This is a genomic window from Limnohabitans sp. Rim28, from assembly GCF_000293865.2.
In the GTDB taxonomy this organism is placed as follows: domain Bacteria; phylum Pseudomonadota; class Gammaproteobacteria; order Burkholderiales; family Burkholderiaceae_C; genus Limnohabitans_A.
This window is the reverse complement of sequence record NZ_ALKN02000024.1, coordinates 1-19388: the sequence shown is the minus strand read 5'-3', so window position 1 is coordinate 19388 and position 19388 is coordinate 1. Positions and strand designations below refer to the sequence as shown.

Below are 19388 nucleotides of genomic sequence, written 5' to 3'. Positions count from 1 at the left end.
CTGACTGCGCTGGGCCTCAGAGGCGCTTCGCTTTGCCACATCGGCCCCGCGCAGTCAGCCCTTTGCGGGTCATTGTGGGTTGTTCGCCCTCTACAATCCATGTTTTCCCCACCTAAGTCAGTTCCCTCTGGCACTTTGCCCCTCTTCCCATGGCGGTATTCACCGAAGTCACCGAAACCCAGGCCAACAACCTGATGCAAGCCCTGAACCTGGGGCAGCTCACCGCCTTGCGCGGCATCGAAGGTGGCATTGAAAACACCAACTACTTCGCCACCACCACCCAAGGTGAGTACGTGCTCACCTTGTTTGAGCGCCTGACCCACGAACAACTGCCCTTTTACCTGCTCTTGATGAAATTCTTGGCTGGCCGTGGCATCCCGGTGCCCGATCCGGCCGCCAACCGCGATGGCGATGTGCTGCACACCCTGAACGGCAAGCCGGCAGCTGTGGTCAACAAACTTGCCGGCAAAAGCCAATTGCAGCCCCAGCCCGTGCACTGTGCCGCTGTGGGTCAAATGCTGGCGCGCATGCACCTGGCGGGGGCCGACTACAACCGCAACCAGCCCAATTTGCGCGGACTGACTTGGTGGAACGAAACCGTGCCGGTGGTCTTGCCCCATCTGGACGAAGCCCAAGCCGCCTTGCTGCGCAGCGAACTGGCTTACCAAAACCACATCGCCGACAGTGCCACTTATGCCGCCTTGCCCCGTGGCCCCGTGCATGCCGACCTGTTCCGCGACAACGTGATGTTCGATGGCGAGCAACTGACCGGCTTTTTTGACTTTTACTTTGCAGGGGTCGACACCTGGCTGTTTGACTTGGCCGTGTGCCTGAACGACTGGTGCATCGACCTGGGCACCGGCCGCCACGACGCTGAACGCGCCGGGGCCATGCTGCAGGCCTACGGCCTGGAGCGTCCCTTGACCGCTTCTGAGCGCACTTTGTTGCCTGCCCTTTTGCGGGCCGGGGCTTTGCGGTTCTGGATTTCCCGGTTGTGGGACTACCATCTGCCCCGAGAGGCGTCCATGCTCAAACCGCATGACCCGACCCATTTCGAACGGGTTTTGCGCGGCCGCATTCTCCACCCCGTGTCCTTGTCTGCCACCGTCTGACCACCATGCACCTGCAAATCGTTCCCGCCAGCGCTGGCCTGAAATGGGCCAAACAGGGCCTGCGCACTTTTTGGCGTCAACCTTTGGCCATGACGGGTCTGTTCTTTTTGTTCATGACCACGGTGTCTTTGGTCTCGATCGTGCCATTTGTGGGCAGCGCTTTGGCACTCATCGTTTTGCCAGGGCTGACGCTGGGCATGATGGCGGCGACCCAAACCGCCTCTCAAGGCAAATTTCCCATGCCCGGTGTCTTGTTTGCCGCCTTCAAGGCCGGGCCTCACCGCAAAACCATGTTCCATTTGGGCGGCTTGTACGCGGTGATTTTCTTGACGGTGATGCTGGTGTCCACCTTGGTCGATGGCGGTACCTTTGCCAAAGTCTATTTTGGGGGCGCCCAAATGACACCCGACGTGGTCACGACCGACTCGTTTCAAACCGCCTTGTGGGTGTCCATGCTGTTTTATGTGCCACTGTCCATGATGTTTTGGCATTCACCCGCCTTGGTGCACTGGTACGGCATGCCGGCGGTCAAAAGTTTGTTCTTCAGTTTTATGGCTTGCTGGCGCAACCTGAAGGCGTTCACGGTGTACGTGATGGTTTGGGGTGTGATTTTCATGCTCAGCGCCATCTTGGCTTTGCTCATCACGGCCTTGATGGGCAACCCTCAATTGATGACGGCGGCTTTCTTGCCAATGGCACTGATGGTGGCGGGCATGTTCTTCACCTCCATGCTGTTTTCGGTGCGCGACTGTTTTTCAACCGACGTTGACGACGAACAAAGCGCACCACCGCCCAGCGCCGATTGAGGTCAGTGCTGGTGGCCGTGTGCGCCATGGGCGTGGCGGTGCGTCACCTCATCGGCTGAGGCGGCCCGAACTTCGACCACTTTGAGCGCCAAGGTCAGGTGCTGACCCGCCCACGGGTGGTTGCCATCGAGCATCACCTGGTCGCCTTTGATTTTCAGCACATTGAACACTTGCTCGCGCCCGTCAGGCGTGCGGCCACGCAGCTGTCCGCCCACCTTGACGCCCGGCGGAAATTCGCTTTTGGGAATGGACTGCACCAAGCTTTCATCGCGCTCGCCAAATGCGTCGGCTGGGGCCAGCTTCAAGGTGGTGGAAAACCCCACTTCTTGGCCTTCAAGGGCTTCTTCGATTTTGGGAAACGTGTTGTCGTAACCGCCATGCAAATAAGAAGTGGGCTCTTGGGCCTTGTCCAGCAATTGGCCTTGGGCATTGGTCACCTTGTATTGCATGGTGACGACGGTGTTTTGGGTGATTTTCATAGGATCTTTCAGAGGCAGAAGAAGTTTAGACCACGGTGAGTTTGGCCACGCTCAGCGCCAGCCATTTCACGCCATGGCGGGGAAAATTGACCTGGGCGCGGGCATCGGCCCCCACGCCCTCCACCGCCAGCACCTTGCCCTCACCAAACTTGGTGTGGAACACGGTTTTGCCCGCGCTGATGCCGTGCTCAGGCGCGGCTTTTTGTACCGGTACAGGCGGGCTTTTGTAGGTTTCGGTGCTCAAGCTGCTCTGCCCCCAAGCGGGACGGGTCTGCCGGTTGAAGGCCGGGGTTTGCGGCCAACCCGCACCGGATGAACCGGCCCCTGCGCCAGCCGTGCCCAGGTTGGAGAACCCGGCATTTTTGGGCGTCACCCATTTCAGGCAGGCCTCTGGCAACTCGGCCAAAAAACGGCTTTTCAAGTTGTAACGGGTCTGGCCGTGCAGCATGCGGGTTTGCGAATGGCTCAGGTACAAACGCTTTCGAGCGCGTGTGATGGCCACGTACATCAGGCGGCGCTCTTCTTCCAAACCATCCACATCGTTCATCGCGTTTTCGTGGGGGAACAGGCCTTCTTCCAGACCTGTGATGAACACCGCGTCAAACTCCAAGCCCTTGCTGGCGTGCACCGTCATCAGCTGCACCGCGTCTTCGCCCGCTTGGGCTTGGTTGTCGCCCGCCTCCAGCGATGCGTGTGTGAGGAAGGCCGCCAGCGGGCTCATGGTCACACCGTCTTCGCTGAATTCATCGACCGTGCCGAGCTCGGATTCAGGCGCAGCACTCAAGCCCTGGCTGGCTGGGCTTTGCGACAAAGCTTGGGGCAGGGCCACCGCACTGCGGCCAAAACCTTCTTGCGTCACAAAGCTCTCGGCCGCGTTGACCAGCTCTTCCAGGTTTTCTACCCGGTCGGCGCCTTCTTTCTCCGTCCGGTAATGCGTGAGCAAACCGGTTTTGTCCAGCACCAAATCGATGATCTCGCGCAGCGTCAGGCCTTCGGTCTGCTCGCGCAGCACATCGACCATGGCCACAAACGCCGCCAGATTGGCCCCGGCCTTGCCCGTGGTCACGCTGACGGCATCGTGCAAAGAACAACCTGCGGCACGGGCCGCGTCTTGCAACTGTTCGATGCTGCGCGCCCCGATGCCGCGGGGCGGAAAGTTGACCACCCGCAAAAAGCTGGTGTCGTCGTTGGGGTTCTCCATCAGGCGCAAATAGGCCAGCGCGTGCTTGATCTCGGCGCGTTCGAAAAAGCGCAGGCCGCCATAGACCCGGTACGGAAAACCGGCGTTGAACAGCGCGGTTTCGAGCACCCGGCTTTGGGCGTTGCTGCGGTACAGCAGCGCCACTTCCTTGCGTTCAAAACCGTCTTGCTTGACCAACTGGCGCAGCTCTTCAATCAGCCACTGCGCCTCGGCAAAGTCAGACGGCGACTCCACCACCCGCACCGGCTCGCCCGCACCTTGGTCTGTGCGCAGGGTTTTGCCCAAGCGGGTCTTGTTGTGGCCGATCAGGTGGTTGGCCGAGTCCAGGATGTTGCTGAAACTGCGGTAGTTTTGTTCGAGCTTGATCTGATGGCGCACCTGAAACTCGCGCACAAAGTCGGCCATATTGCCCACGCGCGCACCCCGGAAGGCGTAGATGCTCTGGTCGTCGTCACCGACGGCCAAAATCGCACATTCTCCGCCTTCGCCCGGCAGCCCCGCCAGCTGCTTGAGCCAGGCGTACTGCAGCTTGTTGGTGTCCTGAAACTCGTCCACCAAGATGTGGCGAAAGCGGCGGCGGTAATGCTCGCGCACATGCACGTTGTCGCGCAGCAGCTCATACGAGCGCAGCATCAGCTCACCGAAATCGACCACGCCTTCGCGCTGGCATTGTTCTTCGTAGAGCTGGTACAGCTCCACCTTGCGGCGGGTCTCGTCGTCGCGCACCGGCACATCGCCCGGGCGCTGCCCGTCTTCTTTGCAGCCCGAGATGAAGTACTGAACCTGCTTGGGCGGAAAGCGGTCTTCGTCCACATTGAACTGTTTGCACAGCCTCTTGACGGCCGACAGCTGGTCTTGCGTGTCCAGAATTTGAAAGGTCTGCGGCAATCCGGCCAGCTGGTGATGCGCCCGTAAAAAACGGTTGCACAAACCGTGGAAGGTGCCAATCCACATGGCGTTCACATTCACCGGCAGCATGGACTGCAAGCGCAGCTTCATCTCTTTGGCCGCTTTGTTCGTGAAGGTCACCGCCAAAATGCCGCCGGGCGAGACCTGCGAGGTCTGCAAGAGCCAGGCGATGCGGGTGGTCAGCACGCGTGTCTTGCCAGAACCAGCGCCCGCCAAAATCAAAGCATGCTCTGCGGGCAAGGCCACCGCCCGGTGCTGCGCATCGTTGAGCTGAGCCAGCAAGGGAGAAGAAGTGTTCGGGGAGGTGTCAGACAGCATAGGGGGAGATTGTAGGAAGTTCGTCTGCGCTTGAGCGGCCTCAGGACGACCAGCACCGGTCTTTGCAATTTCAGCCCCCATCCGGCCACTCGGTCGGTCCACTCAGGGACATGTGCAGCGGGCTGGGCGTGACAACATAGCCTTCTTTGCCATGCCACCCCAAAAACCGCGCCCTCCAATGACACCGCCTCCTTGGCCTCACCCGCTGTTCAAGCGCCCATTCGCGCGCTTGGGCTGCCTGTCGATGGAGGCTTTGGCATGAAGCTGTTTTACGGCTGGCGCATGGTCGGTGCCGCTTGCGGCATCCAGTTTTTGTTGGCGGCCTTTCTCACGCAGGCCTTGGGCCTGTACATCGCCGTGTTGTCCGACGAGATGGGCTGGAGCAAAACCACCTTGTCCGGCGCTGCCGCGTTGCAGTCGGTCGAGGCGGCGATCATCGGCCCGGTGCTGGGCTGGGTGATGGACCGGGTGGGGCCGCAAAAAATGATCCGCTGGGGCATGGTGCTGTTTGCGGCCGGCTTGCTGTTGCTCAGTCAGGTCGACAGCGTTGCCACGTTTTATGCCAGCGCCCTCCTGATGGCCGTGGGTGCCAGCCTGGGCGGCTACTTTCCCTTGTCGGTGGCGCTGGTGCAGTGGTTCGAGAAGTTCCGGGCGCGCGCGCTCTCCATCATGAGCCTGGGTTTGGCCATGGGCGGGCTGGTGGTGCCACTGATGGCCTGGTCTATCCAAGTGTGGGGCTGGCGGGCCACGGCTGCGGGCTCGGGTGTGCTGGTTGTATTGACGGGCTTGCCCATGGCCAACATCATCCGCCGCCGCCCCGAAGACCATGGCGAACACGTTGACGGCATTGACCCGGCCCAAGTGGCCGCCAAAGCCGCCGCCCATTTGGCCCAAGGCCACCCTGCACCTGCAGTGCAGATCGAATTCACCGTGGCCCAAGCGCTGCGCACCCGGGCTTTTTGGATGCTGGCCATCGGCCATGGCCTCGCCTTGCTGGTGGTGTCGGCCGTGAATGTGCACGCCATCAGCCACATGAAAGAAGGCCTGGGTTATTCATTCACCACCGCCAGTTGGGTGATCTTGATCATGACCTTTGGCCAATTGGCCGGTGTGCTGATGGGGGCCACCATGGGCGACTGGTTCGAGAAAAGAAAGGTCGCCGCCCTTTGCATGCTGGCCCACGGCATCGGCATGCTGTGCCTGACTTACGCCACCAGCATGGCCATGCTGATAGCGTTTGGGGTGTTTCATGGCATCGCTTGGGGTCTGCGCGGGCCTTTCATGCAGGCCATTCGGGCCGACTACTTCGGGCGCAACGCGATTGGGCTCATCTTGGGGCTTTCAGCCGCCATCATCGCGCTGGGGCAAATTGCGGGGCCCATGATCGCCGGCGTCCTGGCTGACCTGACCGGGGATTACCAACTGGGCTTCAGCTTGTTGGCCCTGCTGGCGGCCTTGGGTTCATTGGCTTTCATGCTGGCCACCAAACCCACACTGCCACCCCCCGCTGTTCCAGCCGCTTGAAATCGAAACGCAAACACGCCTTCGCATTGGGTTTGAACACGGGTAGAATCAGCCACCGGGCCCAAGATTCTTGCGCCCGGTTTTTTTTGCCCTGAACCTGCAACGGGTTCACCACAGGGGCTCAAAAACCGGCCAGGCCAAGCGCTCACTCGTTCTTTCAACGAATCCTTTTTGGAGCTTGGTTTTCTCATGGAAATTTTTGACTACGACAACATCCTGCTTTTGCCACGCAAGTGCCGCGTGGAAAGCCGTTCTGAGTGCGACGCGAGTGTCACCCTCGGCAGCCGGACCTTCCGCTTGCCGGTGGTGCCTGCCAACATGAAGACGGTGGTGGATGAAAGCATCTGCCTGTGGATGGCGCAAAACAACTACTTTTACGTCATGCACCGCTTTGACCTGGACAATGTCCAGTTTGTGCGCGACATGCACGGCAAGGGCGTTTACGCCTCGATTTCCCTGGGCGTCAAAGCCCCCGATCGCGCCACCGTGGACCAGCTGGCTGCTGAAAACCTGGTGCCCGAGTACATCACCATCGACATCGCCCATGGCCATGCCGACAGCGTGCGCGACATGATTCGCTACATCAAAGGCAAGCTGCCCACCAGCTTTGTGATCGCGGGCAACGTGGCCACGCCCGAAGCCGTGATCGACCTCGAAAACTGGGGCGCGGACGCCACCAAAGTGGGCGTGGGCCCAGGCAAGGTTTGCATCACCAAGCTCAAGACCGGTTTTGGCACGGGCGGCTGGCAGTTGTCAGCCCTCAAGTGGTGTGCGCGCGTGGCCACCAAGCCCATCATTGCGGACGGCGGCATCCGCAGCCACGGCGACATCGCCAAGAGCATCCGCTTTGGCGCCAGCATGGTCATGATTGGTTCGCTGTTTGCGGGCCACGAAGAGTCGCCCGGCAAAACGGTGGAGGTCGATGGCGAGATGTTCAAGGAATACTACGGCTCGGCCTCAGACTTCAACAAGGGCGAATACAAGCACGTGGAAGGCAAGCGCATCTTGGAGCCTATCAAGGGCAAGCTGGCCAACACCCTGATTGAGATGGAGCAAGACGTACAAAGCTCGATCAGCTATTCAGGCGGCACCAAGTTGATGGACATCCGCAAAGTCAACTACGTCACTTTAGGTGGCGACAACGCCGGTGAACACCTGTTGATGTAAGCCATCACCGCGTTCACAGCAAAGGGAGCTGAGGCTCCCTTTTTTGGTTTGAACAGATTCAGCGCAAGGCCCCGAGCGCCAGCATCAAACCGCTGACGACCAGCATAGAGCAGATGATCTGGCGCAATCGCGCCACGGGCACCCGGTGTGCCAAACGGTGACCCACCCACACGCCCAACAGCGCCACGCCAATCAACACGCTCCAGCGCTGCCACAATACGCCGCTGGACAAGCGACCGTCCAAGGCCATGACCCCCAAGACCGTGGCCGCCGCCGTGGCAATGACCATGGGCGTGCTGGCGCGCAGTTGCTGCACATCGGTCACACGGCGGCTGAGCCAGGCCACCACCAAAGGGCCTGCCGTGCCAAACAGCATCTCCACCAGACCAACGGCCCCGCCCACCGGATACACCCAAACCGGGTCCGGCGGCTGCAAAGGCGCAGCCCTGACGCGCAAGGCATTCAGGCCCACACCCGCCACATAGATGCCCAGCAAGAGCAAAGGCCAGCGGCTGTTCATGTGCTGCATCAGCCACAAGCCCAGCACCGTGCCCACCACCATGCCCGGCAGCAGGCGGCGCAGCTCACGCCACTGCACCTGCCGCCAGTTCAGGCCGCTGTGAAACGCTGAGGCGGGCACGTCCATGAGCAAAGTCAGCGCCACCACGGCGGGCAAGGGCCAGTTCCAGGCCAACAAGGGCACCACCACCAGCGCCGAGCCAAAGCCAGTGAGGCCCAGCACGGTGTAACCCAGCAAAACCACCCCCATGGGGTAAAGCCATTCCTGCATCACGATTCCTTTTTTCCTCAATCGCTCAAGTGGTTTTGCACAAACGCGCGAAACACCGACATGACGGGCAACTCGGTGCGTCCCGCCAAGGTGATCAGGGCCAGCCGCGCCCGGCCCTTCAAGGGTATTTGCATAGGCAACTCCACCAAACGGCCCTGGGTGAGGCCTTCTCGGGCAGCGCCCACGATCCCTAAGTAAATCGCATCGGTTTGGCCCACCACGTCCAGCAAGCTGGCGATGTCCTCGCACTGCAAGGTGGTCATTTGCGCTGGGTTGGCCTGCGGGCCGTAGTGGTCCACCAACAATCGGGCCACCTCTTGCGACAGCTCAATGGAGGCGATGGGGTAGGACAGCAGTGCATCAAAAGGCAAGCCCTTGGTGGCGCGCTCCAGCAAGGGGTGGCCTTGGCGGCACACAAAGCCTGCACGCATCTCGACGACCTGCGTCATTTTCAAATCCGGTGCGGCTTCAACGCGCCGCACATCCACCACCAGGGCATCGAGTTGCCGCTCTCGCAATTGGGTCAGTTGCAGTTCAGTGGACCCGCGCGAGACCGTGACCTGCACAGTAGGGTGGTGCTGGGCCATGTAGACCAGCCAGGGCGTCATCAACATCGCTCCGGGGCCAGACCCCAAACCCACACGCAAGGCACCCAAGCCGCCTTGCTGCAGCAAGGCAGCGCCTTGTTTGAGCTCTTGGGCCTCGTGCACGATGCGCCGCGCCCGCTCCAGCACTGAGCGGCCCAAAGGCGTGAGTTCGTTTTTTTTGCCCACCCGGTCCACCAAGGGGCCGCCCAGATCCTCTTCCAGCGCCTGAATGCTTCGGCTCAAAGCGGACTGGGTGATGTGCAGTTTTTCTGCCGCGCGGCTGAAGGAGCCGGTGTCAGCCAGCGCCAGCCAATGTTCAAGGTGCCTGAGGTTCATGCATTCATTTTACGAATGATTATTAGAAAAATAAGTCATTGGACACATAAAAATCGAATTCTTACCATCCGCTCGTGGTCATTTAAACCCAATCGAATTTCAATCCAAAAGGAGACATCATGAACCTCAAGACCCTCGTATGTGGCCTGTTTGTGGCCGCCAGCGCTTTCGGCCCTGCCATGGCGCAAAACTACCCCGCCAAGCCGATCAGCCTGATCGTGCCCTACCCTGCAGGTGGCCCATCCGACTTCTTCGCCCGCAAGGTTCAGCCCGATGCGGCCACCCGATTGGGCAAACAACCCATGATCATCGAGAACATCGGCGGCGCAGGCGGCTCGATCGGCTTGAGCAAGCTCGTCAGCGCACCTGCCGACGGCGCCACCCTGAGCTTGGCCAGCCCCATGGAGCTGGTGCTGGCGCCTTTGGCCATCCAGGGCGTGAAGTACAAGTCTGAGGACTTCAAACTGGTGGCTCAATTTGCCACCACCAACACGATTTTGGCTGTTCGCAACTCGCTCAACGTCAAGACCGTCGACGAACTGCTGGCACTGGCCCGCAAAAGCAACAGCAAACCCCTGAGCTATGGCAGCGTGGGTCCAGGTTCGCTCTACCACCTGATTGGCGAGAGATTCTCCCAGCTCACCAAGGTCGACATGCTGCATGTGCCCTACAAAGGCATTGCCCCCTTGCTGACCGACCTGATGGGGGGCCAAATCGACATGGCCTTCCTGCCCATGGCAGGCTCCATTCCAGCCACCCTGATGGACGGCAAGATTCAGGGCCTGGCCGTGACCGCCAAAACCCCGCACCCGCTGTTCAAGCAGTTCCCTGCCATGGCCACCATGAAGGGGCTGGAGAGCATGGAGTTCGACATCTGGGCGGGCATTGTGGTGCACCGCAACACGCCCGACCACATCATCAATGCGCTGAACAAAGCCTTCTATGCATCGGCAGAAGTTCCTGAAACACGCAAGGCCCTGGAAAGCAGCGGCAATGTGGTGTTGCCTGAACGCGACCCGCTGGTGCTGGACCGCATCTATCGCAGTGAAATCGATCGCTACCGCGGCATCGCCAAGGCGATCAACCTGCAGGCTCAGTAATTCCTGGGTCAAGGACTGCACATGAACGCTCCCCGCGAAGCTTTTGCCCAGGACCTGCTTCAGGCCCTGGGTGCCCAAGCCGATGAGTTCATCGCCGTGCGGCACGACATCCACCGCCACCCGGAGATGGGCTACAAGGAATACCGCACCAGCGACTTGGTGGCCGAGCAACTCGAAAAGTTTGGCTATGCGGTCACACGCGGACTGGGCGGTACCGGGGTAGTCGGGCAGCTCCAGCGTGGCGCGGGCGGCAAAACGCTGGGTTTGCGCGCCGACATGGACGCGCTGCCCATCGAAGAAGCCACCGGTCTGCCTTACGCCAGCTGCAACGTCGGCATCATGCATGCCTGCGGCCATGACGGCCACACCGCCATGCTGCTGGCAGCCGCCAAACACATTGCTTCGCATGTGGCGTTTAACGGCACGCTCAACCTGATCTTCCAACCCGCAGAAGAAGGCCTTGGCGGGGCCAAGAAGATGATGGAAGACGGCTTGTTCAAGCGCTTTCCTTGTGATGCGGTGTTTGCCATGCACAACATGCCGGGCCAACCGCAAGGACATCTGGTGCTGCGCGAGGGGCCGATGATGGCCTCGTCCGATTACGTGACGATCACGATCGACGGCCAAGGGGGTCATGGTGCCATGCCCCACCAGGCGGCCGACCCGGTGGTGGCTGGCTCGGCCATCGTGTTGGGCCTTCAAAGCATCGTGGCGCGCAATGTGGACCCGCAGGAAACGGCCGTCATCACCGTCGGCGCATTCAACGCCGGCGTGGCCAACAACGTGATTCCGCAAACCGCCACCCTGAGCCTGAGCGTGCGCGCCCTCAACCCGCAAGTGCGCGAGTTGCTTGAAAAACGGATCACCGCGCTGGCACAGTCACAGGCCCAGAGCTACGGCGTGCGTGCCCAGGTCAACTACCAGCGCGGCTACCCCGTGCTGGTCAACCACAAGAGTGAAACCGACTTTGCACGCGATGTCGCCGAAGAGCTGGTTGGCACCGCACGTGTCACACGGCAGGGCAAAGCCCTGACGGGGAGCGAAGACTTTGCTTTCTTTCTGGAAAAGGTGCCGGGCTGTTATCTGCTGATCGGCAATGGCGATACAGAAAGTGGTGGCCATGGTGCGTGCATGGTGCACAACCCGGGTTATGACTTCAATGACCGAAACGTGGCCGTCGGCTCGGCGTATTGGTCGCTGATGGTAGAGCGGTTTTTACCGGTCAACGGGTGATCGGGCCGGGCATCGGATGCCCTGACCAAGCCTTGTTTTGCCGCAGGGCCTGCCCCCCAGAGGGCAGGCCCTGACTGGCTTGAGGCGGCGCACAGACGGGTCTGAGACAATCGGGGCCAACATGTCTGACCTCATTCAAACCGTCCTGATCTATGCCTTGCCGGTGATTTTTGCCATCACCTTGCACGAGGCGGCCCATGGCTATGCTGCGCTGCGCTTGGGCGACAACACCGCCTCGGTGTTGGGGCGCGTCACCCTCAACCCGTTTCCCCACATCGACCTGGTGGGCACCATCTTGCTGCCCCTGCTGCTTTACTTCAGCACCAGCGGGGCTTTTTTGTTCGGTTACGCCAAGCCCGTGCCGGTGCGCTTTGACCGGCTGCGCCACCCCAAACGCGACATGGTCTGGGTGGCCTTGGCAGGCCCTGGGGCCAACCTGGTGCAAGCCCTGCTGTGGGGGGTGTTGTTTTATGTTTTGAGCGGCAGCGGCATCACCGAGCGCTTTTTCATCGAGATGTGCAAGGCCGGCATGCTGACCAACGTGGTCATGTTCGCCTTCAACCTGTTTCCATTGCCCCCGCTGGATGGCGGGCGCATCCTGGTGGGCCTTTTGCCCTGGCGACAAGCCATACTGGTGTCCCGCGTGGAGCCTTGGGGCTTTTTCATCGTCATGGGCTTGGTACTCACCGGCCTCATCAGCGCCTGGTGGATGCAACCCTTGATGGGCCTGACCTTTGACTTTTTGAAGCTCACCCTGAGCCCACTGGCCGCTCTGTTGCGCTGAATTCAATGGCACTGATTTTCATTTTCCCGATGGCTTGCTTTTTCTCATGAACTCCAAAACCCGCACCCGCGTTCTCACCGGCATCACCACCACAGGCACCCCGCACCTGGGCAACTATGTGGGGGCCATCCGCCCCACCGTGCAAGCCAGCCGTGACACCAGCACCGATGGTTTTTACTTTTTGGCCGATTACCACGCACTCATCAAGTGCGACGAGCCCGCCCGCATCCAACGCTCCACCCTGGAGATCGCCGCGAGCTGGATCGCCTCGGGCCTGGACCCAGACAAAGTCACCTTTTACCGCCAGTCCGACATCCCCGAAATCCCCGAACTCACCTGGCTCTTGACCTGCGTGACCGGCAAGGGCGTGCTCAACCGCGCCCACGCCTACAAAGCGGCTGTGGACAAGAACAACGCAGCAGGCCATGACACCGATGCCGACGTGACGGCGGGCCTGTTCATGTACCCGGTGCTGATGGGCGCCGACATTTTGATGTTCAAGGCGCACAAAGTGCCTGTGGGGCGCGACCAGATTCAGCACATCGAGATGGCGCGCGACATGGCGGCCAGCTTCAACCATTTGTACGGCGAGCACTTTGTCTTGCCAGAGGCCGTGATCGAGGAATCGGTGGCCCTCCTGCCGGGCCTGGACGGCCGCAAGATGAGCAAGAGCTACGACAACACCATCCCGCTGTTTGCACCCGCGTCGCAAATGCGCAAACAAATCGCGGGCATCGTCACCGACTCCAAAGCGCCGGGCGAGCCCAAGGCCACCGAAGGTTCGGCCCTGTTCCAGATTTACCAGGCCTTTGCCAGCGCAGAAGAAACAAACGCGATGGCCCGCGCCTATGCCGAGGGCATTGGCTGGGGTGACGCGAAACAGATGCTGTTTGAGCGCATTGACCGCGAAATCGCGCCCATGCGCGAGCACTACCAATCCTTGATCGATCACCCCGCACAGATGGACCACATCTTGTTGGCCGGTGCGGACAAGGCCCGCCAACTGGCCACGCCCTTCATGCGGGAATTGCGCCATGCCGTAGGCCTGCGTGCCTTGTCATCGGGGCAGGTGGCGTCGGTGGCCAAAGAGGCCAAAACCGCGCTGCCCAGCTTCAAGCAGTACCGAGAAAAAGACGGCCAGTTTTATTTCAAATTGGTGGATGCCAAAGGCCAAGTCTTGCTCCAAAGCCGTGGTTTTGCGTCCCCCAAAGAAGCCGGACAAGTGGTCGCTCGCCTGCAAGCCGAGGGAACAGCGGGCCTGCGCGAATTGGACGATGTTCTAGAACCCTTGACGGGCGATGCTTTGGCAGTGCTTGTCGCTAATTTACAACTTCTGATGCAAGTTGCGCCAAATCCGTCAAAATGAATTTGTTGTTTTCAACAAAAAAAGTGTCAAAATCTTTTTTTGCTGATATCCTTATACTTTCCGTTTAACACTGAGAATAAATCATGACTGTTTATGTCATCGACGACCACCCTCTGATGCGCGATGCGCTCACCATGCTCGTTCACCGGGTCAAGCCGGGGCTCAAGATCATTCCCATTCACAAATTGAATGTGGTCGAGTCAACGGTCGAAAAGAACGGTGTTGCTGAGCTGTTTTGCTTGGACTTGCAGCTGCCAGACACCTTGGGCATGTCAGGGGTCCAGGTGCTCAAAGCCAAATTCCCCAATGTGCCACTGGCCGTTGTGACCAGCTCCAGTGCGAGCGAGTTTGAACAGCGCTGCTTGGATGCAGGTGCAGACGCCTTCATTGAAAAATCCAACAGCCCAGCTCAGATCATTGCCGCCCTGCGGACCTTGTTGGTCACGGAAGAAGACGCCGCCGCCGAAGACGCGGCCACCCCTTCGGGCCCGACCAAATTGTCCAAGCGTCAAAAACAGTTGATCCTGATGTTGGACCAAGGTTTGTCCAACCGAGACATTGCGGAAAAGCTCGACATCAGTGAACACACGGTCAAGGTGCACTTCTGGCGTCTGTTTCGCCGCTTGGGCGTCAACAGCCGCACACAGGCACTGCACTTTGCTCGCACCAACGGCTGGTTGGGCATCTAACAAGGCCTCATGCCGGTCGTTTCGATCACCCTGCTACCGGGTTACGCTGCACAGACCCAGCACCGCGTGGTCAACCGCTTGGCGCAGGCGGTTCGCTCAGTGATCGACACCCCCGAAGCGGGGACGACCGTGTTTGTCAACGAGGTCAGCACCTACCGCCGCGACGGCAAGGTCTTCAGCGAAGGCCGTGCAGCGCATCCGGTGGCATCTGACGTGGTGCGTGATTTTTTGACAGCCTTGCAATCCGGTGACTTGGCCCATGCGCAAAGCTTTTTGTCACCCGACTTTCGAATGTGTTTTCCGGGTGCTGTCGTCATGCACACCTTGCACGAACTGAACGCCTGGGCCGCTCAACGCTACACGCGCATTGGCAAGCACTTCGACCAATTTGAAGAAAGCTGGCAAGGCGATGTGACGGTGGTTTTTTGTCACGGCAGCTTGCAGGGGACATGGCTCGATGGCGAGTCTTTTGAAGGCATCCGCTTCATCGACCGGATGGAGGTGCGCGGTGGCCTGATCACCCGCCAGGATGCGTGGAACGACCTGGCCGAGCACCGCAAGGCCTGAGGCCAGCGCCATCCTACTTTTTGCTTTTGTCTTTATCCCGGTTGATGATGTCTGGCGTGACCGCATCGACCACATTGACCGCCGTCTTGACGCCATAGATCACGGTGGACGCGGCTACATCCGCAATGGCCAGCACGGTACAGCCTTGCAGCAAGGGCAAGGCCAAAAAGGCGACGATCAGGACACGGTTTTTCATGGTTTTTTGCATTTCGAAAACAAACAAGTGGCGTGCACCAGCAAGACATTCAGTCCGGCATCAAGGACCTCATCCAGCGCCAAGGGTGAGGCCATCGACATTCAAGACTTCCTTGGGCGCATGGTCTTTATAAGAGGAGGATACTGGTTTTTTGCAAGCCGCAAGGTCTTGGCGAGCGACTGAAGACACGCATGGTCACCCCAAGCGCGCAAAAAATTAACCGGTATGGCCACGCGTCGATGACAACCGGCATGAGGATGATCACCCTGGAGGACTGCCCGTGATACGGACACAAGTTGGCATCATTGGCGCGGGCCCCGCAGGCTTGATGCTTTCTCACCTGCTGCACCTGGAGGGCATCGAGTCGGTCATCGTTGAACGCTCGCAGCAAGATCATGTGCGCTCCCGACTTCGCGCCGGGGTGCTCGAACAGGGTACGGTTGAGATGATGCGCGAAGTCGGCCTGGGTGAACGCATGGACCGACTGGCACTTGAACAACATGCGCTGGATTTTCGCTTCAACAACCGCGCTCACAGGCTGGACTTCCACGAGGCATCGGGCGGTCAAAGCGCCTGGGTCTATCCACAGCACGAAGTGGTGGCCGATCTGATGCGAGTCCGCGAGGAGGCAGGCGCCCAAATTTTCTATGATGCACCTGTGACGCACATCAAAGGCCTAGAGAGCCATCGAGCCGTCATCCATTTCGAGTCCGAAGGCCAGCCACTCGAACTGTCCTGCGATTTCGTTGCGGGATGCGACGGCTTTCGGGGCATCAGTCGCAGCGCCATCCCTCACGACAAACTGCGGCTTTATGACCGTGTTTACCCCTTTGGATGGCTGGGCATTTTGGCTGACGCACCACCGGCCATCCAAGACATCACCTGGGGTTGCCATTCCGATGGCTTTGCCATGATGAGCATTCGCACACCCGAGGTCACCCGCCTGTATTTGCAGTGCGAACCGGACGACAGTCCCGACAACTGGTCAGACGATCGCATCTGGACGGCATTGCACAAGCGGCTCGATGTCGATGGGCAGCCCCCCATCAACGAAGGTCGCATCACACAAAAAGCAGTCACCGCCATGCGCAGTTTCATCTGCGAACCCATGCGCTTTGGCCGCCTGTTTCTGGCCGGCGATGCGGCTCACATTGTTCCCCCCACAGGCGCCAAAGGTTTGAACTCTGCGATGGCGGACATCAAGGTACTTGGCCGCTCGCTGGTGGAACACTACAAACGCCATGATGAACGCTGGCTAGACCGCTACGCCGACACCTGCCTCGAACGCATGTGGTTGGTCCAGCGGTTTTCGGCGGGCCTGTGCACGATGGTCCACCAATTTCCGGGCCAAAGCGAGTTCGATCGCCGCATGCAACTTGCAGATTTGAACTACATGACCGGTACTCGCGAAGGGCGTGCCGTGTTCGCGCACAACTTCACAGGACTTCCCGTACTCGCCTGATGGCTTGCACCCGGTGAACCTGAGTTTCCCGCCAGCCATGCGCGCCATTCACACCGGGACACTGGGGAGGAACCTGATCCGGAATACCCAACAAAAAGCCCCGCGTGTGCGGGGCCTGAGCTTGCCTGAACACCTGCAGAGCAGGTTGGAGGTCTTTGCAATGGCGGGGCAGAACATGCTTCATCACAAACCGCCTAAGTTTCCCAAGAACAAGCCGATTAAGCACTTGGGGTCTAAGTCAGCATTCTAAAAATTGAGACATCTTCAATTCGAGTAGTCGGTCTGGATAAAACACACCTGATCTAACCGTCAGGTTCAGGCGCGGCGCTTGGTTTTCTCGGCGGAAAGAGCGGTCATGAATTCAACGACGAAGTTGCAATCATCGTCCTGCAACACGCTCATGTCACCCATGGCAACCGGAGCCAAATAGCCTCGAATAACTTGCAGACCGGCAATGCGTTCATCAATTTTCGACAATACTTCTCCCGCCAGTTGCTGTATCGCTTGTTCGTCGAGGACGCCGTGATCGCGATCAGACAGCAGGAGTGCGATTTCTGCTAGCGTGAGGCCGAGTTGCTTCAGGTGCAGTATGGCCCTGAGCCGGTCCAGTGTTTCGTTGCCATATTGGCGATAGCCAGCTTCCGTTCTGCTCTGAGGGGCTATCAGCCCTTCTTCTTCATATAAGCGCAATTGACCACGGGTCACGCTGGCAGCCTTGCACAAGGCGCTGGTCGTCTGCAAATTCTTGAAAGCCTTTACGGTCATTACACTTTTCATATTTTGTTTCCGGTTATTGAGAGCAAGGGCGTCTTCCTAAAGCCTGCGTCAGGACCGTTAATCCAGATTTAGTTCGGGGTGGCCTAGACGACTACATAGCCGTCAACACATGTTAAACCCGGCACTTTGGTGCCAGGTCAAATGTTTGTGTGTGCCAAATCAAGGGAAAGAAATGTCTTGACCTGGCACCTTACTACCGGGTTTTTAATCTCTTAATCGACAAAACGACTATGGAGATTAATCTTGACCACACTATCAACAACCAACAAAACCGCGCTCATCACTGGTGCTTCATCAGGTATCGGCATGGCGCTAGCCCACCAATTTGCGCAAGATGGCTACCAGCTCGTGTTGGCAGCTCGGGGCGTGGCCAAAATGCAAGCCTTGGCCGATGAGCTGCAACGGAAGTTTAAGGTATCCGTCACTGTCATTGGCGCAGACTTGGAAACCCATGATGGTGCTGCACGGCTGCACGCCGATATCAAAGCGCGGGGTATCGTCCTGAGCGCGTTGGCGAACAACGCTGGGTACGGGGCCTTTGGCGAGTTCAAAGACTCTTCACTAAGGTCTGAGCTGGCCATGATGCAGCTCAACATGAACACAGTCGTTGTACTGACCAAACTGTTCCTGCCCGATCTGTTGGCGACGCGCGGCAAAATTCTCAACACGGCCTCCACAGCGGCCTTTCAGCCAGGCCCTTACATGGCTGTGTACTACGCCACAAAATCTTTCGTTCTTAGCTTTTCGGAAGCTATGGCATCCGAGCTGGAAGACACTGGTGTAACCGTCACTGCGCTGTGCCCCGGCCCGACAGCCTCGGGCTTTCAGGACAAGGCTGTCCTTGGAAACTCTGCCCTGATTAAAGGCAAAAAACTTCCCACTTCCAAGGAAGTTGCTGCATTGGGCTACCGCGCCATGCAACGCGGACAGCGCGTCTACATCCCTGGCTTCGTCAATTGGGCGATGGCTCAAAGCATGCGTTTCACGCCGCGCAATCTGGCCACTAAAGTGGTGAAAATTTTGACCAGACCTATTTTATAAAGCCAACACCATGATTGATAACATGAACAGCTACTTCGTCGCAGAGAAGCAAGAGAGCGTGCTTTTTATTGCCGTTGGCCTTCTGGCCTTAGCTATCAGCGTCTGGCTCTGGGTGAATGGGCACCGCCTGAAGTCTATGGCCTATCCGTTGGTGTTTATTGGTTTGATGCAGATAGTGGTGGGTGGCACCGTATACCTCCGCACCGACTCGCAGGTGTCAACCTTGAGCGCACAGCTGCAGTTGAACCCTTCGGTACTAAAAGCCGAGGAAACCACCCGCATGCAGACCGTCATGAAAAACTTTTCAATCTACAAAGTAATCGAAATGCTGTTTCTGATCATCGGCGTCGGGATGATTGCCTTTTTGCAGCGCCACGAGATGGCAGCGGGCATTGGCGTCGGACTCGTATTGCAGGCTGCGATCACTCTGACGCTGGACCTATTTGCTGAGGCCAGAGGTGCAGATTACTTGTCAGCGGTGCAAAGAATAGCAATCTGAGTCACTTGGTCCCACGTGTGGTCGGATTGCGAAACCGCAAGGGCCATGCTTGCCCGTGCATACACTACCCCCCCCCCGCTGAGAAAAAACACCTAGCCAACCAGTATGAACCTATATGAAACCACTGCATATAGGCATCAAGGAGCAAGGCCATGGCTACTAACAACACCTCATCTTCGAATCCACGGGTTGAAAACATGGGTGACGTGCTGGACGCCCTGTCCAGTGGCATCGCCAAAACCGCAGCCAACGAACCCAAGTTCGAGCCCCAACACCTGGTTCCAGAGGTCCCGGCCGAACCTGCCCGCCAACTCCTGACCGAAAAAATGCTCGCCGAGCGCTGGGTGTGTTCAGTCGCCCGACTTCAGCGCTGGCGCACCGTCGGCGAGGGGCCGCAATACTTGAAAATCGTGGGGAAAGTTTTGTACCGGCTCAAAGACATTGA

20 protein-coding genes are annotated in these 19388 nt (G+C 59.0%); 14 read left to right on the top strand and 6 right to left on the bottom strand.

Annotated features, from left to right (window positions below):
* Nucleotides 1-149: 149 nt before the first annotated feature.
* Nucleotides 150-1112: a homoserine kinase gene (locus B472_RS16335; protein WP_019428479.1), complete on the top strand. Its 963-nt coding sequence runs from the start codon at nt 150-152 to the stop codon at nt 1110-1112.
* A gap of 5 nt (nt 1113-1117) precedes the next feature.
* Entirely contained in the window at nt 1118-1918 is an 801-nt protein-coding gene (locus B472_RS16330; protein ID WP_019428478.1) for a BPSS1780 family membrane protein, read from the top strand.
* Between the two features lie 2 nt (nt 1919-1920).
* Here the strand turns inward: B472_RS16330 and B472_RS16325 are convergent, their stop codons facing one another.
* A complete protein-coding gene (locus B472_RS16325) occupies nt 1921-2397 on the bottom strand; it encodes a peptidylprolyl isomerase (RefSeq protein ID WP_019428477.1) in 477 nt (158 codons plus the stop codon).
* Between the two features lie 25 nt (nt 2398-2422).
* Complete coding sequence (locus B472_RS16320; RefSeq protein WP_019428476.1) at nt 2423-4825, bottom strand: UvrD-helicase domain-containing protein; 2403 nt, start codon at nt 4823-4825, stop codon at nt 2423-2425.
* A gap of 258 nt (nt 4826-5083) precedes the next feature.
* On the opposite strand from B472_RS16320, the gene B472_RS16315 reads away from it, so the two are divergent.
* Together B472_RS16315 and B472_RS16310 are read left to right on the top strand one after the other, a co-directional pair.
* Entirely contained in the window at nt 5084-6349 is a 1266-nt protein-coding gene (locus B472_RS16315) for an MFS transporter (protein ID WP_019428475.1), read from the top strand.
* Nucleotides 6350-6538: 189 nt separating this feature from the next.
* Entirely contained in the window at nt 6539-7516 is a 978-nt protein-coding gene (locus tag B472_RS16310) for a GMP reductase (RefSeq protein WP_019428474.1), read from the top strand.
* A 58-nt stretch (nt 7517-7574) separates the two neighbouring features.
* On the opposite strand, the gene B472_RS16305 is transcribed toward B472_RS16310, so the two are convergent.
* Both B472_RS16305 and B472_RS16300 read right to left on the bottom strand, forming a co-directional pair.
* Entirely contained in the window at nt 7575-8306 is a 732-nt protein-coding gene (locus B472_RS16305) for a sulfite exporter TauE/SafE family protein (RefSeq protein ID WP_019428473.1), read from the bottom strand.
* Between the two features lie 17 nt (nt 8307-8323).
* Nucleotides 8324-9229: a LysR family transcriptional regulator gene (locus B472_RS16300; RefSeq protein WP_019428472.1), complete on the bottom strand. Its 906-nt coding sequence runs from the start codon at nt 9227-9229 to the stop codon at nt 8324-8326.
* Nucleotides 9230-9348: 119 nt separating this feature from the next.
* Here B472_RS16300 and B472_RS16295 point away from each other — a divergent pair, with 119 nt between their 5' ends.
* The 6 genes from B472_RS16295 to B472_RS16270 all read left to right on the top strand — a co-directional run bounded on the left by B472_RS16295 (nt 9349) and on the right by B472_RS16270 (nt 14968).
* Nucleotides 9349-10329, top strand: a complete 981-nt coding sequence (locus B472_RS16295) for a tripartite tricarboxylate transporter substrate binding protein (RefSeq protein WP_019428471.1) — start codon at nt 9349-9351, stop codon at nt 10327-10329.
* Nucleotides 10330-10350: 21 nt separating this feature from the next.
* Nucleotides 10351-11562, top strand: coding sequence for a M20 aminoacylase family protein (locus B472_RS16290; RefSeq protein ID WP_019428470.1), 1212 nt, complete (start codon nt 10351-10353; stop codon nt 11560-11562).
* 121 nt (nt 11563-11683) lie between these two features.
* Entirely contained in the window at nt 11684-12346 is a 663-nt protein-coding gene (locus tag B472_RS16285; protein ID WP_019428469.1) for a site-2 protease family protein, read from the top strand.
* 46 nt (nt 12347-12392) lie between these two features.
* A complete protein-coding gene (locus B472_RS16280) occupies nt 12393-13712 on the top strand; it encodes a tryptophan--tRNA ligase (protein WP_019428468.1) in 1320 nt (439 codons plus the stop codon).
* 83 nt (nt 13713-13795) lie between these two features.
* Nucleotides 13796-14401 (top strand): response regulator transcription factor, encoded by a 606-nt coding sequence (locus tag B472_RS16275; protein ID WP_019428467.1) that lies wholly within the window; start codon nt 13796-13798, stop codon nt 14399-14401.
* Between the two features lie 9 nt (nt 14402-14410).
* Nucleotides 14411-14968 carry a nuclear transport factor 2 family protein gene (locus B472_RS16270; RefSeq protein ID WP_019428466.1) on the top strand — a complete coding sequence of 186 codons (558 nt, stop codon included), beginning with the start codon at nt 14411-14413 and terminating at the stop codon, nt 14966-14968.
* A 13-nt stretch (nt 14969-14981) separates the two neighbouring features.
* Here the strand turns inward: B472_RS16270 and B472_RS16265 are convergent, their stop codons facing one another.
* Nucleotides 14982-15164 (bottom strand): hypothetical protein, encoded by a 183-nt coding sequence (locus B472_RS16265; protein ID WP_133176127.1) that lies wholly within the window; start codon nt 15162-15164, stop codon nt 14982-14984.
* 280 nt (nt 15165-15444) lie between these two features.
* On the opposite strand from B472_RS16265, the gene B472_RS16260 reads away from it, so the two are divergent.
* On the top strand, nt 15445-16626 hold the full coding sequence (locus B472_RS16260) for a 4-hydroxybenzoate 3-monooxygenase (RefSeq protein WP_238147471.1): 1182 nt from the start codon (nt 15445-15447) through the stop codon (nt 16624-16626).
* Between the two features lie 315 nt (nt 16627-16941).
* On the opposite strand, the gene B472_RS16250 is transcribed toward B472_RS16260, so the two are convergent.
* Complete coding sequence (locus B472_RS16250) at nt 16942-17403, bottom strand: MerR family transcriptional regulator (protein ID WP_019428461.1); 462 nt, start codon at nt 17401-17403, stop codon at nt 16942-16944.
* Between the two features lie 243 nt (nt 17404-17646).
* Here B472_RS16250 and B472_RS16245 point away from each other — a divergent pair, with 243 nt between their 5' ends.
* The 3 genes from B472_RS16245 to B472_RS16235 all read left to right on the top strand — a co-directional run.
* The gene (locus B472_RS16245; protein WP_238147470.1) at nt 17647-18444 is read left to right on the top strand and encodes an SDR family oxidoreductase; all 798 of its coding nucleotides are present in this window, start codon (nt 17647-17649) and stop codon (nt 18442-18444) included.
* A 22-nt stretch (nt 18445-18466) separates the two neighbouring features.
* Nucleotides 18467-18943 carry a hypothetical protein gene (locus B472_RS16240; RefSeq protein WP_192877891.1) on the top strand — a complete coding sequence of 159 codons (477 nt, stop codon included), beginning with the start codon at nt 18467-18469 and terminating at the stop codon, nt 18941-18943.
* A 152-nt stretch (nt 18944-19095) separates the two neighbouring features.
* Nucleotides 19096-19388 (top strand): hypothetical protein (locus tag B472_RS16235; protein ID WP_238147469.1); only part of this gene is annotated, 293 nt, incomplete at its 3' end.